At 43.3% G+C, this 15,243-nt stretch carries 12 protein-coding genes; 7 read left to right on the plus strand and 5 right to left on the minus strand.

Features of this window, described 5'->3' with window-relative positions; translation table 11 throughout:
• A complete protein-coding gene (locus ACOJS8_RS07155) occupies positions 1–1,251 on the minus strand; it encodes a phage integrase SAM-like domain-containing protein (RefSeq protein ID WP_420147855.1) in 1,251 nt (416 codons plus the stop codon).
• 591 nt (positions 1,252–1,842) lie between these two features.
• On the opposite strand from ACOJS8_RS07155, the gene ACOJS8_RS07160 reads away from it, so the two are divergent.
• The 3 genes from ACOJS8_RS07160 (at position 1,843) to ACOJS8_RS07170 (ending at position 5,315) form a co-directional block, all read left to right on the plus strand.
• Complete coding sequence (locus ACOJS8_RS07160) at positions 1,843–2,487, plus strand: SGNH/GDSL hydrolase family protein (RefSeq protein WP_420147856.1); 645 nt, start codon at positions 1,843–1,845, stop codon at positions 2,485–2,487.
• Positions 2,488–2,740: 253 nt separating this feature from the next.
• A complete protein-coding gene (locus ACOJS8_RS07165) occupies positions 2,741–3,982 on the plus strand; it encodes a hypothetical protein (protein WP_420147857.1) in 1,242 nt (413 codons plus the stop codon).
• Positions 3,983–4,046: 64 nt separating this feature from the next.
• The gene (locus ACOJS8_RS07170) at positions 4,047–5,315 is read left to right on the plus strand and encodes an ELWxxDGT repeat protein (RefSeq protein WP_420147858.1); all 1,269 of its coding nucleotides are present in this window, start codon (positions 4,047–4,049) and stop codon (positions 5,313–5,315) included.
• 188 nt (positions 5,316–5,503) lie between these two features.
• Here the strand turns inward: ACOJS8_RS07170 and ACOJS8_RS07175 are convergent, their stop codons facing one another.
• Positions 5,504–5,758 carry a helix-turn-helix domain-containing protein gene (locus tag ACOJS8_RS07175; RefSeq protein WP_420147859.1) on the minus strand — a complete coding sequence of 85 codons (255 nt, stop codon included), beginning with the start codon at positions 5,756–5,758 and terminating at the stop codon, positions 5,504–5,506.
• A 77-nt stretch (positions 5,759–5,835) separates the two neighbouring features.
• Between ACOJS8_RS07175 and ACOJS8_RS07180 the strand changes: the two genes are divergently transcribed.
• Complete coding sequence (locus ACOJS8_RS07180) at positions 5,836–6,405, plus strand: hypothetical protein (RefSeq protein WP_420147860.1); 570 nt, start codon at positions 5,836–5,838, stop codon at positions 6,403–6,405.
• 692 nt (positions 6,406–7,097) lie between these two features.
• On the opposite strand, the gene ACOJS8_RS07185 is transcribed toward ACOJS8_RS07180, so the two are convergent.
• On the minus strand, positions 7,098–8,024 hold the full coding sequence (locus ACOJS8_RS07185; RefSeq protein ID WP_420147861.1) for a hypothetical protein: 927 nt from the start codon (positions 8,022–8,024) through the stop codon (positions 7,098–7,100).
• Between the two features lie 118 nt (positions 8,025–8,142).
• Positions 8,143–10,254: an aryl-sulfate sulfotransferase gene (locus ACOJS8_RS07190; RefSeq protein ID WP_420147862.1), complete on the minus strand. Its 2,112-nt coding sequence runs from the start codon at positions 10,252–10,254 to the stop codon at positions 8,143–8,145.
• A gap of 1,033 nt (positions 10,255–11,287) precedes the next feature.
• Here ACOJS8_RS07190 and ACOJS8_RS07195 point away from each other — a divergent pair.
• From ACOJS8_RS07195 to ACOJS8_RS07205, 3 genes are all read left to right on the plus strand, one after another.
• The gene (locus ACOJS8_RS07195) at positions 11,288–12,910 is read left to right on the plus strand and encodes an NADP-dependent glyceraldehyde-3-phosphate dehydrogenase (RefSeq protein WP_420147863.1); all 1,623 of its coding nucleotides are present in this window, start codon (positions 11,288–11,290) and stop codon (positions 12,908–12,910) included.
• A 68-nt stretch (positions 12,911–12,978) separates the two neighbouring features.
• Positions 12,979–13,968: an ABC transporter ATP-binding protein gene (locus ACOJS8_RS07200; RefSeq protein ID WP_420147864.1), complete on the plus strand. Its 990-nt coding sequence runs from the start codon at positions 12,979–12,981 to the stop codon at positions 13,966–13,968.
• A gap of 59 nt (positions 13,969–14,027) precedes the next feature.
• On the plus strand, positions 14,028–14,210 hold the full coding sequence (locus ACOJS8_RS07205) for a hypothetical protein (protein ID WP_420147865.1): 183 nt from the start codon (positions 14,028–14,030) through the stop codon (positions 14,208–14,210).
• A gap of 69 nt (positions 14,211–14,279) precedes the next feature.
• Here ACOJS8_RS07205 and ACOJS8_RS07210 read toward each other — a convergent pair whose 3' ends face one another.
• Positions 14,280–15,242, minus strand: a complete 963-nt coding sequence (locus tag ACOJS8_RS07210) for an AAA family ATPase (RefSeq protein ID WP_420147866.1) — start codon at positions 15,240–15,242, stop codon at positions 14,280–14,282.
• Position 15,243: the final 1 nt, after the last annotated feature.

Consider the following 15,243-nt stretch of genomic DNA (forward strand, 5'->3'; position numbering starts at 1 on the left):
TTAACCAAAGATCGATTCAAGCGCTTTGTCTGTAGTGTCGGTATCGAACTCAGAGAGATACTTTTCAGTAATGTTAATTTTTGAGTGTCTTAAAAGCTTGGAAATGGCATAAACATCCTTCACCTTCTTGCGGCCTAAATCGGCAAAAGTGTGGCGCGCGGAGTGGAACGACAGATCTTTAGGTATTCCAGCTAGAAAGCAAATCTTTTTAAGGTACTTATTAATAAGCGCGTTCTTACGGCTGATCTCTTTCAATATATCAGCTTCGGTAACGTAAATCTTATTAGGGTTCAGGATAGGGAAAACATAGTCGGTAGGCAAAGGCTTAGTTGGACGATAGTTCTGTATGATTTCTTCGGCTTGTTTAGGCAGCTGTATAGTATGGCTCTGTGTAACAGTATTCTTTGTTTTCTGCATTACATAAGATAGCCGGTTGCCATTGATGTTCTTCCATTGCAAGCATGAAATATCGCTAAAGCGCATACCCGCCATATAGAAAGCACACAGCCAATAATTGCGAGTATGCCAAAGCAGCGAACCTTGGGGAAGGGCCACCTCCTGAAATGACTTTAACTCTTCCTCAGTCAGTCGCACTCGTTCAGGCTTACCTTCTTTTAGTCTTATCAGCAGAAACGGATTATCCTGAACAGGTAAGATACCCTCCTTAATAGCCTGGTTAAAAACAGTCCGAATTTTTGATAGCCCTTTGCTTATGGTGTTGGTTGTGTTCCCCTTTTTGGTCCGCAACCAGCTTTCATAATCAGCCAAAAGCTTTACCGTTATATCAGCGAAAAACAACTCCTTATTTCCGACGTATTCTAAAAATTTATTAATCTCAGTGCGAACGTTGCGTTGAGTATTATATGGCTTATTAGCTATGTAGCTGTATGCATATTGAAAGAAATACGCAGATGACCTACCTTTGAGGCTTTCAGCAATTACGGTTGAGGTTACATTTTTAGTATCAGCCTTCAAACGTATCGCGTCAGACTTAATTGAATCAATTTTCTTATTAATAACCTCATGAAGTGGGTAAGACCGTCGTACTTCTTTTTTATTTGGGTTCCAATCTTTTAAAGGTATGTCAAAGCCAATATAGACTCTTCTATGTTTGCGGTTTTCCGTTATTCGAAGAAAAAGAGGATAGTGTCCATCTTTCTTTGGCTTGTTTCCCAGTTCAACGGTAAAGGATATGGTGTTGGTCCGGGTACGACCTTTAGTGGGTAGATTTTCAGATTCAGGCGAGTTCATAGCTTCTCAGTTACCTTCTTTAAAGGTAGCCAAGAAATGCCGTTTACTGAAACATTACTGAAACAATTATTACGCTTCACTACTTTTAAATTCTCTCATATGCCCCTCATTAAGCGTGAAAATCGTACATTTGAAGCATTTAAAGGCGTTTATAAATATCTCATTATAATTGTTCGAGTCCGGCTCCCGGTACCCCTAAACGCCTAACGATCTGACAATGATACAGTTAGGCGTTTTTATTTTACCGATAGGTGCGGAATATATAAGGCGAACCCTTGGATTAACTCGCGATAACATAATGTTGGGGTAATCCTGCTGGAATCTGTATCAGCAACTATAACAGCCCGCATGCTTTTCTTATAAATCGCTGAAGTTATAATTCAACTATCGATTCACTGATTATAAAATACTACCTATACTATTCCCGGGCCTACCATTCAATGTATTTTTCAGAAGCGATTTTAATTACCTCCTCAAGTTTTAATTCCATCATGGCCATGTGCTCCTCTGCCACTTTAAGTTGATTTTGTTTGTCTAGTCGACTCAGTCGGCAGGCTCAAACAGGGCGCAATACTGGTTAAGTTTACATTTATGAAAAATCAACCACTTCTTCTCTCACTTATTTTTAATCTTCTTTTTACTGTCGTACTTATCCTGATTGGATGGAAACAGCGCGAGGATATAACCCGCTGGTACCTTCGAAAAACCCATTCCGCTCAGATTGCCATGCTTGGGGGCTCTCATACCGAAATTCCCAACTGGAATGAATTACTAAATCGAAAGGATGTTCTGGAGGTAGCTGGATATGGTTATACCACTGAACAGATTCTGAGCTACGTTAAAGACATCGATGCCCACAACACACCTAAAGTGTGCTTTTTCCTGGGCGGCACCAACGATGTACTTTCCCCTAAATACGACTCGAGTTACACGCTCTCTAATTACCGTCTAATCGCGGATGAGATTCGTCAGCGAAATGTAACGCCGGTGTTTCAAACCGTGCCTTATCTTTTAGATCAAACAGCTCTCAACAATCGCATCGATTCACTTAATCTTCAATTGAAAAGATTTTGCCAGAACCAGAAAATCGACCTGATTGACCTGAATTCGTTACTAGCCCGGCAACACAACCTGAGTGTTAATCTCCAACACGACGGAGAGCACTTAAACGAGGAAGGTTATGAGGTTTGGGCTGCTGCACTTAACGATTATCTGGAGCATCATGATATAAGGTAATACTATTGACTGCCGTCAACCTTCTTTTGATACACTCATTAAAAAGGCAAATGCAGGGAAAACAGGACAGATAAGCACCCCATTACGCCTATTATACAAGACGAAGAAATAGACGTATAGAACGTATCATTTGCCAAGCGCTACGTTATATACATCTATTTGCCGTTACCTAAGTTAGTAACCCTAAGTATGAGCGAAATTAACCTACTTCAAGGCTCCGTTGACTCCCCAATAAACCGGTTCCCGAGAGCTTATGAATCCCAATCCTTTACCCGTCCCACTTGTCGATGATTGGCTGATGGCGCACCCCGCCATTCGAAAAGTCGTGGTATGGTCCACGCACAACCAGGTTCAGTATTATCTGAATTGGTCGGCCGAGCAGAAAGATGCACTCCAGCAAGCCTTCAATAAAGCGTGGACCTATCAGCCCTCAGGCCTTTCTAACGTACCAGTCAATCTCTCGCCCAACACGCCAGCCGAAGCACCGGCCTGCGTAATGAGTCCTGCTGAGGCCTGGTCGTTTTACCTGGCTCATTTGGGGCATTCGCTGGCACAGGAGATTGGAAAGCGACTCAAGTGGTCGCTGCTGGACTATACTACTCAGGAAGCTTCCATTATTCTGGACAGTCGCGAGTGGCTAAAGTACGACGGCTATTTGAAAGGCTACCGGATCATAGCCGACAAAAATGGCTACTACACCCCCGCCCCTCCGGACTATATCCTAAACTTTTTGACCAAGATTCAGTTTCTGGAACCCATTCCTCCAAATCCTCATCCCGATCCGGAAAAGAAACCAGCAGGTACGATTTACCTGCCTCCTTCTGCTCAACGTAACGCGATCCTGCGCCTAATGGACTGGGGGCGTCATAACCTATTTCATTTCGGAGGTGGGATGACTACCGATAATATGAAGGCTCACTGGCAGTATCACGGCTTTCCTCCCATTGCCCGCGTGGTGGAAGGTACGTTAAAAGGAGACTATCCATTGATGCACTGGACGGCAGGTTGCCGGGGAACGGTTGGCTTCTTTATTGGTGTATTACGAACAATTAATATTCCTGTTCAGCTCGTCTTTCAGGGTGGACATTCATTGCCTTATTTTATGCATGAACGGGCTTACCTAAGCCATGGGGATGACCTTTATAGTCCTTATACACGTAACGAAAATACGCAGGGGCCTTTACCTTACCCCTCTGCAAAACTACTGCTGTCATCTGGCAGGTTCAAGGAATGGTTTGGTCCACACGTATCCCCTCCCGACAAAAATATTGGCCGTCGTCCCCGGGAAGTAGCCTTGTTATATCTGCCGGCTCGAATGCTCCGGGATTACTGCGCCGACAAAGCAGCTAAGGTTACTCATGCTAATGGAAAGATCTTTCAGGCAATGAATCCATATTATTCTCTCGAGGAGCTTGAACAGGCAAAACTGTGGGAACGCCTAGAAGCCCGACTGATAGAACTAGGCGGCTGTGAGGCCATCAAGTCCATGAGCTAAAGCAGTATGACCTCAACTATATAAATCATCTCAGCTAGTTTTCAACCTTCTTTTTTATCAACCCATGCTACTGAAATCCTTCCTACTTTATTTGTCTGCACTGGTTATATCCATCGGCTCCACCCTGGCACAACAACTCATAAAGGATATCAACCCAGGGATTCTTAGTTCAATACCCCAGCAATTACTCACCATTAAGAATATCACTTATTTTGTAGCCTCTGATTCGGAACATGGTCAGGAACTGTGGAAAACAGACGGTACCAAGCAGGGAACTGTACTGATCAAGGATCTTGCTCCAGGCACAACAGGTTCACAAATCAAAAACCTGATTAACCTGAACGGCGTTTTGTATTTCTCAGCAGTCAGTACGTTACCCAATCACGAAAAGAGACAGCTATGGCGATCAGATGGTACGGAATCAGGAACGCTGGAACTACCCGATGGGCATAAAGATGGCGAAGTTTATGATGTCCTTTCGCTGACTAGAGTAGGAGATGCTCTGTTTTATGTGAAACGCAGTGCCTTAGGAGGTAATGACTACTGGATGCTCTATAAAGCACAGGCCAACAGTCAGGAAACGAACGCTATTTATACGTTTCCTGCATTCGACCAAACACCACCCAGACTCGGGCAGGCTAATGGAATTTTATACATCGCCTATAAAAATGACCTCTATAAAGCCAATCCTCTATCAGGCAGTCAAGTTCCTGTTCTAGTTAAGGCAGGCGCAGGAGGATATAACCTAGCGAGCTATCAGAATGCTTTGTATTTTACGTCGGGGTTTTTAGCCTCCGAGCTCTGGGTCAGCCAGGGAACCGAGGCTACTACCAAGAAAATCTTTGGGCCCGGGAAAGGCCAAATTACTACCCTTAAACAAGCGGGTGAATACTTATTTTTCACGACAGGTCAGGATGGTAAAGAATTATGGGTATCGAAAGGCGATGCAGCCACAACTCATCTGCTACAGAGTTTTGCCTTTTCTCCCACCAATATTACCAGCATCTTTTCCGATTTTACCATTATGGGGCGAACTCCTGTGTATTTTACAGTCAGTCAGGATGGCAAACTTTATTACACGCTGGGTGGCCAGGTGTCGACCGCAACGGGTACGTTTACAGGCCCGCTACAGAACCTGATTAGCCTACAGAATACCCTCTACTTCACGGCGTCGAACGGGTTGTACCGGATAGAAGGCGGTATTAACAAAACGGTACCTGTTATATCGACTCAAAGTCCAATCTCAAATCTAGCAGCTTTGGGAGATGCTTTATTTTTTGCTTCCAATGCCATCTTTGGCTTAGGTACTGAGCTTTACCGAATCAATCCATAATAGCCTATAGAGGGAAAAAACACCTTTTCGCCCTCGGATATCCTATATAAGCACCTAACTAATCGAATGAATTGGTTAGGTGCTTTTGCATTTCTATGGCACGTATGATTTTAACAAAATCCAACGATCTATTGAAAGGGTCAACGTGCATAACGTACCCAATAGAATTTAGCGAACAGAGCTAACGATCAGCTTTTCGTTTCGAGGACTGCCCCTCCTTCTCCCGTTAGTACAAAGCGCATATTCATGCTCGGAAATTTACGGGCAATTTCAGCCAGCGATTCGCTACTCAGATACGTCTTGTTGTGAATATGCCGATAAAACTTCTCCCGGCTGTAGCCTAATTCCTTAGCTAAGCGATATACCGTTACGTCCTGTTTGGCCAACGCTTCTTTCAGCCATTTTCCCTGAATGTCGTTCTTTTTTTGCTTTCGTCCTGCCATACACAAATGTAAATAAAAGCAAAAAAATATGGGTATTTTTTGTTGTATATAAGTATTTTTAGTAGTATATTTATTCCATGAAAAACGAACAGAAAATACCCGACCAACGCCTGGATCTAGACTATATTCTTGACAGTGCCAGCCTATTTCAGAGCCAGCCCTGCCTCTATTATTTGATCAATGCAAATGAGGAGGTAATTTATATTGGACAGACAAGATCGCTGTATTCGCAACTGATGAATCACAGACTTGCTGGCAGAAACTTCGCTCGGTTTAGCTATTTTCCCTGCGAAGAAGGCGATGATTTGGATGCACTGGAACAGGAAGCAATCGCTCAATTCAAACCTATACTTAACAAGCCTTCCGTTACGTATTCAACATCGGGTTACTTAAGCAAACATCTAATCTGCCTGAAACATAATATAACGCCCGTTGCTTTTGAGCACCTTCGGAAGACGTTTGGCCTACAATCTGTCTATTCGTTTGGCAATACGAAGTACTACAAACCCGAAGATGTAGAAGCCTGGCTGAAGCGATTTAGAGGGCTGGTAGCCAGAGGCCGGCACGTGTTGCAAGCCGGATCGGATTATCTGGCTGTTGGAATAAGCACACGAACTAAACAAATTCAACTCTATAAAGAACGGTAACTTTTCGGGTTAACCCTACAGCAGTAGTTATAGCCAGTTCAATATGTATTACTGTAGGAACAACTCACAAACAGTAGTTATCATACTGACTAATTGCTTCTATGATTTCCTGATCAGCAATATTATAGTGCTCTGCTACAGCCCGGACGGCCATCACCCAATAGGCGGGCGTACATTTCGTATTGTTATCGGGCTTATTTTTCTTAATATTCAAAGCGTGTTTTACCTTGGAAACAATACAGGAGTCTAATTCTTTTCCTTTGTGAATAAACGGCATTTAACATAGGGTAGAATACATTAATACTGAAATTTTCAGTATTAATGTATTCTACCGTTGATGATTTACTAGTTGGATAAGCTCTTTGCTCAATACATACGTAATACATTTTAAGAAAGATTGCCCTTCTGTCTGCTCATCCTACCCTTCGGTGCTCAAGGTTCTTTCAGACCAGAAACAGGACTAACGTGGTTTCTGAGGATGGCAGTACGTTCAATATTTCGGGTCATTATTTATTTACGATAGCTTCACAAGCATTGTCTACTCAAACACTAGATCATCTATCAGGCTATTACTAGGCAACGAAAGTCTTAAAATAAAAAGCCGCTGTTGAAGCGGCTTTTACACGGAACTGTTTCACAGTTAACATCAACAAATAGACTGTCATTATGCTAATTTGAGATGACCTCCCTTTTTATTGCTGAAAGTATTCAATCTTATCAGCATCACTATTATTAGTAAGATTCTGTTCACCCGTACTGCCCATAATAACTGTACTGATGTTGACTGTACCGGTAGTTGAGCCTGGCTCAAACATACCATTTAAGCCAAACGATAATAAAGAACCCGCCCCAACGGCCTGATTACTGGTCAGTATATAGTAATCAGGCGATGAGTCGTCAAAACTCCAGGCACTATTTTGTACGGAATGTCCTCCTATCGAACTAGCAGTAGGCTCAAAATTCAGACTAAACTTGGGGTCTCGGGTTACATTAACTGTGACAGTTCCATTTGTAGCTACGGCGTTTAGTTCAAATACATCGACTACCACACTGATAGATTTACCCCCATAAAGTAACGATGGCTGAGCATAAACTACAGGCGTCAAATCGGGTCCTGCCTGAAAGATGGAGATCGACGTAGCACTATTATCATTGAACGCCTGATTACCTGTTGTTGGTGAGTTCTGAAAGTTTAAGACTGCTGCAATATTTCCAACACCTCCAGGTATACCTGTACTTGTTCCCTGAATAACTATCTTAAATGATAGACAGTTTAGATTAGGGATAGGAACTGCATTTGTTAAGGTAATGGTCTGCCCGGTATTGGATGATACGGTAAAATCTGTCAATGAGCTACCATCCGATTTGGTCACTCCGAGGATTGTTACGTCTGAGCTAACGGAGATTTGCGGATTGAGCTTGTTAACAGGCACTGAAATATTATTTGGATCCGTATTACAAAGGTCCACCTGAATACTACCGGTCGTACTAACAGGCAAAGATGCTGGGCTACTAAGCACATTAATCGAAACATCCTGGGCTCGTACATCAAGTGTAGCCATTAGGCTCCATAGCCCGACCAGGCAGGAGAGTATATAGGAAAATTGATAGCTTTTCATGTTGTTTCTCAAGTGATTTAATCATTCAAGCATGCTTGAATGATTGATTGTTAACTCTGGGGCGCTTAATTAGAAGATAAGGCGTATATAGCTTGACCTAAAGGCGTAAGTATCAATCTCAAGGATAAGCACTCATTTTTTTCGCCCGGTGGAATCCCCACTGATTAGCAGAAGAAATACTTATCTCAGAAACAACCTGTTTAGTAACATAATCAATTTCAACTATTTTTCCTCCTAGCCCATTTGCGTTTTGCACTCGATAGCCTGGTCCAAACACAACATGATTAGTTTGAGGAAGAAACTGCGCACTGCTAACAATTTGGGAATAGGTCTCTGCGTCTCGCTCCTTGCCATATGCCCATACCTGCTGAATAGTCATATTTACAGGATCAATTTTATAAGATAATGCTCGACTGTATCTGGCAGTAGAAGGAGTGTACTCTCGTAGTGTACCATTATCGAACATCATCCAGTTTCCATTAGGTAAGTGTGTAATGTTATGCTGATACCAGTTCCATTCAAAATCAGGGCTTATTGCCGTCCCAGCTATTACAGCCGTATTACTAATTACACTTCCACTAGCATCAAGAGGTTTCAACAGAAATTGATGCAGATCTTCTCCTCGTCTATTCGTCGTCCATCCAGCATGAGGTGCCATTATCCACTTAACTCGATTATTATAGTCTAATTTTACTACTCCCTGCGTACGACCCGATACAATAATTGTGTTATCTGTTGGATCATCTATCACCGCATTGCCATGAAACCAGTCATCAGCTGTCTGAGCTCCATCAATCGAAGTCAAATTATTTCTGGTCTCATCGAGAGACTCTTTTAAATCCCACACAGTTAGTATAGTATTGTTCTGACGGTCAATTTCTATCACAAAATCTTCAGTTGTTGAACTAACTCCATCTTTATAAGTACTCCCCGGCTTTGAAGTAGTTACTAAAAAATTACCATTAGGCTTTTCGTAAACTTCGTGGTGAAACACATGACCCGGCATTGCCCATGTATTAAGCACTTGGCCTAACAAATTGACTTCGTAAATAATGGATGTAGTCGTACTGCCGAAGAAAAAATTACCATTATTCAGGCGATTTATTCCATCATCATAGCTAAGTCCGCTTAACTGTGGATGACTACGAAAATCTAAGAGCCACCGGATTTCACCATAAGCATCTAAAAAATAAGGAGTTGATGGTTTTCCTGTACCGATATTACTAAAACTGCTTACAAGAAGCAGGCCTGGCGTTACATTCGCTTCATTAAATGAAGTAGTGGTGATTGAAGTGGGTAAAGGAATATCTGGTGACAGAGCTGCAGTCTGAACCGCAATTGTATTTTTCGCCAAAGTATCTCCGCTTGCACTAACCACACGAATGTCAATGGCATTCGTATAATTCGCATATAATCCAATAAGCGGTATGGAGTGCTGTAGTCCCTCATCATTGAAGGTTTTCTCTACGTAAGTCAGCTTACCATGCTTGCCACGGACTCGAATAAAAGCTTTCCCCGATATTGAGGCAGAAAAGTTAAGTGATGCCGACAAGGGTGTGTATCCGTATGGATTTACTTGAACTGAACTAAACGCTAGATTACTAACCGTTTCAGAAGCATTGACTGTTATTCCAGCTAGATTGTCTGTAGCATCCTGTTCACCTCCTGAGTTTGCCACTACTGAAACCGTAATATTTTGTTTCGTATTTGTTGGGATGCCTGCTTTTCTGCTAATACTAAAACCTATGGCTTTATTAAGATTAGCCCCTACAACTATTCCAGACTTGCTGGTTACGGTAATGTAGTTATCTGTTTCGGCGAAGTTCCAATCACCATTATTATTTGCCACTCCCGGATATACAGCAGAATTTCCATTGCTGGTAGCATAAGTAATGCTAAAAGCCGAGGGCTTAAAAACGCGAAACGTGATTGTTCCCTGAGTACCTACATTGTTAATTTCGTTAATCGTTACTACAAAATCACGCGAGGCACCTACTGAACCCGAGTTGAAATTAAGATCATTTATTATAACTGTCGCCGTCAAATTAGGAACAGTGTTCACTTTAGGAGCATTAACATTCACTTGATGATTAACCCCCAAAAATTCCCGTGTAACATCATTACTTCTGACTGTTTTTCTTATGACAGCTTTACCCGTGGCTGAAATTTCGCTGAATCCCCTTGTTATAATAAGCAACCAACAAAAAAATAATAATAGGATTTTTTTCATAGCCTGGAAAAGCGTTTAGTTAATTATCCGCAATAATGCTTTCCAAACTCGCATTTACAACCTGTCGTGACTATTTTAATTTTTCTTATATTTAATTTTACTCATAGGGCGTAAGTATAAATAACCATTGTAATGTTATCGCAAAATGTGAGTTATAAAGGGAATTACCACTAAGCCTCTTAAGTATTGTCAGAAAGGGACATATATTTCCAAGCCTGTTTCATTGCACAATAAGCACATAATCCACTCAAGCAAAACATCACTTTACCAAGATACGGTTACACTAAGATTTAGCATAGCACAAGGCATAAAGATGAATCAGAAAGTTTGATAAATCAGTAGTGATGTAGTTGCAGACGGAATTGTTGATTAGTCAGGCGGCAAGCTCACAGTAAGTAAGCGTTATTTGTTAACGCTTATTTAAACCCTCTATTTACCACCAGGTAGGCTAAGAATATAAAAGAGTATAAATGCTCAACCTTTTTTCTAAAAAATTTGCTACAATCAACAAAGGTCGAATTACGATTTTAATTAAATCGATCTATAAATTAAATTGATAAATAGCCAAGTCAATGATGCCTAAAAAAGTTATATCATTTCAGACTAATCGGATGACGTAACATTCTTCTCTGGCTGACAGAAAATAGATCTGTTACTAGGTAGGTCAGCCCTTGCACTTGGATATCACAATGATTTCATTGATTACTTGTTATCCAGCTGTGCTAGAGAAATAACGAGAAGTAACATGAAACTCTTAAGAAAGTCGCATTGTGTATTTTCGTAGGGAACAATACGGTATAGTTATAAAACTAATCTATAGGAAAGGATCAAACGCCTATTTAACAGGTGAAGCATAGGTCATAAAACATGAAGTCAGTGAGTCATAGAATTAAATAAGGTGCCTAAAAAATGTACAGGAACGATCAATATCTGATCGAATTATAGAACATTTCTTATTTTACTGACAACCAGATTGGATTTTGCCGGGCAAATACCGACGTTTGCCGCCGTTTCTTTCTAAGCTTTTCCTCATATGAACGATCCCCAACTGGCCCAACTCTTTCCGGCCGAAGATCAAATTCCTGCCGACTATCGGATTGAAACTATTCATCAGCGCGAATACCTGCTCAATGGCGAAATGTGCCCCTGGAATGGTTCCGTTTCGGAAGTCTATTCACCCGTTTGCCTCACAGCTCCCGACGGTACGTTGCAGCGCAAGCTTGTAGGCAGCTTTCCCGTTACTGGCCCTAAAGAAGCACTCGAAGCCTTAGAAGCAGCCGTAGCAGCTTACGATAATGGACGTGGCGAGTGGCCACAAATGTCGGTCGCTGGCCGCATTGGCTGTATGGAAACCTTTGTAGGCAAAATGCTCGAGCAAAGAAAACTGGTCATCAATCTGATTATGTGGGAGATTGGTAAAAATCTTGCCGACGCCACAAAAGAATTTGACCGAACCGTAAAATACATCTACGATACGATTGATACGTTAAAAACTATTGATCGGAATTCGTCGCGTTTTCGTATTGAAGAAGGTATTATTGGGCAAGTCAGGCGGTCGCCTTTGGGTGTTGTGTTAGCAATGGGGCCGTTTAATTACCCTCTCAACGAAACCTATACAACCCTCATTCCGGCCATTCTGATGGGAAATACGATTCTGTTCAAAACTCCCAAACATGGCTCGCTGCTGCATTACCCACTGCTGGAAGCGTTCCGCACCAGCTTTCCGAAAGGTGTTGTTAACTCGCTCTATGGCCGCGGTGCGGACGTCATTCCACCCGTTATGCAATCGGGAAAAGTGAACGTACTGACGCTAATTGGTTCCAGTCGCGTAGCCGACCAACTGCAACGGCAGCACCCCAAACTGAACCGGCTACGTTCGATTATGAGCCTCGACGCCAAAAATGCAGCCATCATTTTGCCGGATGCCGACCTTGATGTAGCCGTAAAAGAATGTTTACTCGGTGCGTTATCCTTCAACGGACAGCGGTGTACGGCCATCAAAATCATTTGGGCACATCGGTCGATTGTTGATGCATTTTTAAGCAAGTTTGGCCCTGAAGTTAGCAAGCTCAAGCCTGGCATGCCGTGGGGCGATGGTGTCCAGATTACTCCTCTCCCCGAACCCACCAAGCCCGATTATCTGGCTGAATGTATTCAGGACGCCGAAGCCAACGGTGCTGCAATCGTCAACGAAGGTGGTGGCAACGTAGCGGAGTCGCTTTTCAAGCCAGCAGTTGTTTATCCGGTTAAGGAAGGGATGAAACTTTATCGTGAAGAGCAGTTTGGACCGATTGTTCCAGTTGTCGTGTACGATGACGTAGAAGAGTTTATCCAGTACCTGATCACAGACGATCACGGAATGCAGGCTAGTATTTTCGGTACCGATACCAATGCTATTTCCCGACTGATCGATCCGTTGGTAAATCTGGTCAGTCGGGTAAACATCAATGCGCAATGCCAGCGCGGCCCCGATACGTTCCCATTTACAGGTCGTAAAGATTCGGCCGAAGGGACATTATCAGTAGAAGACGCACTCCGCTCTTTCTCTATTCGGTCGGCGGTGGCTACGAAAGATACCGATGCGAACAAACACATTCTGAATGATATTGTCGGGCAACACAAGTCGGAATTTCTGAGTACAAATTTTATTTTTTAACGTAGCGCCGTACGAACCCGACTTGCCTTCCAGGAAGTTGTCAACCGGGTTCGTACGGCGCTTTTCACATGCTCACAGCTACCAAACTCACTAAATCATTCGCGGATGTCCACGCCGTGCGTAACGTATCACTTACGCTCGAACCGGGTCGAATTATGGCCTTGGTTGGCGCAAGTGGTTCCGGCAAAAGTACACTGCTGAGTCTGTTGGCGGGTTTGTCGGATGCCGATGCTGGCGAAGTGCGATTAGACGATAAGCGTATTCCAGGGCCAGCGGACGTATTAGTGCCGGGGCATCCTGACATTCGGCTGGTTCATCAGGAATATCAGCTGATGCCGAACGTATCGATTCGGGAAAACATCGCCTACGCACTTCGATTTTTCGAGAAGAATTACCGGGAATTTCGTGTGGATGAACTACTAAAACTTTGTCGGCTCATAGACGTACAGGACCGCTCACCACGCTACGTATCGGGTGGCGAAAAGCAACGTACCGCTATTGCCCGCGCCATTGCCGACAAACCGTCGGTCTTATTACTTGATGAACCTTTCAGTCATCTCGACTTACCGAACCGGCTCATCGTCCGCGATTTAGTATTTGATCTGGTACGTCATGAAAATACATCTTGCTTGTTTGTTACACACGATGCTTCAGACGCGCTTTCCATTGCCGATACGTTAGGTATTCTACGCGATGGAAAGCTCATTCAGCTCGATTCTCCCATTGCGATTTATCATAAACCCCTCACGGCTTATGCTGCACGCCTGACAGGTTTGGTCAATATCGTGAAAGCAAAACATTTACTAAACCTGGGCCTGGCCAATCTTATTAATCCGGATGAACTGATCTGCTTACGCCCCGAACAAATCAGGCTTGATGATGCGGGGATTTCAGCTACTGTTCGAGCGGTTTATTTTAAGGGAAGTCACTACGAAATTGATGTAGAATGTTCACGTTACGTAACGCTCCGTTTGTTAACAATACGTAGTAACCTGCAAGTAGGTCAGCAGGTGAACGTAGCACTTCAGGAGAATGCAGGCTGGCGATTGAAAAGCTAAGTTCTCATAACTATTCCAGTCAGTGCCAGTTGTTTCAGAAACAAACCTGATCAAACGTTATGGAATCGAAGAACAAGCAGCAAGACCCAGATTTAGATGCTCCACAAGAAGCCGGTGATTTTCTGGTCGGTGAAGAAACTGAGAACGTAAAGCCGACCGGCGTAGACGACAAATCGACCGGCATGGGGGAAGGAGATAGTGACTATCTCGGCAAAACGAATCGGGATGACAAAGAAGAGTAAAAGAAAAGCCGTAAGTCCGTAATCACCAACGTCATTGACTGGGGATTACGGACTTACGACGTACAATTCTTACAGCAATCGTTTGATTAGCTGTTCAACAGAAATACCTTCGGCTTCTGCTTTAAAGTTTCGAACAACGCGGTGGCGGAGAATAGGCATAGCAACAGCCTTAACGTCCTCGATATCGGGCGAATATTTCCCCATCAGCAGGGCATTACATTTGGCAGCCAGAATCAGAGCCTGCGAGGCCCGTGGCCCTGCTCCCCACTCCAGATACTGATTCGCATCGGAAGAAGCCATGTCGGTATTTGGGCGAGTTTTATGCACGAGTTTAACCGCGTACTCAACCACATTATCAACCACTGGCACCCGACGTACCAGATGCTGGAATTCCCGAATTTCTTCACCTGTAATGACCCGTTGCACCTCATAACGCTGATCCGTTGTTGTGCTCTTTACAATATCCAGCTCGGACTGATAAGACGGATAATCCAGATAAATATTGAACATAAACCGGTCTAACTGCGCTTCAGGCAATGGGTACGTACCTTCCTGTTCAATTGGATTCTGTGTAGCCAGCACAAAGAACGGACGACCCAGATTGTACTTCTGTCCCGCAATGGTAACCGCGTATTCCTGCATGGCTTCAAGCAGGGCCGACTGTGTTTTGGGGGGCGTCCGGTTAATCTCGTCGGCCAGAATAATATTGGCAAAAACGGGGCCTTTGATAAACTTGAAATTCCGTTCCTGATCCAGCGTTTCAGAACCTAAAATGTCGGAAGGCATCAGGTCAGGAGTAAACTGAATCCGGTTAAAATCAAGGTCCAAAGCGCCGGCAATGGTTTGTATAAGCAGCGTTTTTGCCAGCCCCGGTACCCCTACAAGCAGACAATGCCCCTGACAGAATATAGCCGTCAATAATAGCCGAACGGTTTCATCTTGGCCGATAACGACTTTAGAAATTTCATTTTTTAGTTTTTGATAGGAATTTGTAAGGGCTTCTGCAGCCGCAACGTCCGATGAGTAAGGCACT

Source organism: Spirosoma sp. (assembly GCF_048594605.1).
Taxonomy (GTDB): domain Bacteria; phylum Bacteroidota; class Bacteroidia; order Cytophagales; family Spirosomataceae; genus Spirosoma.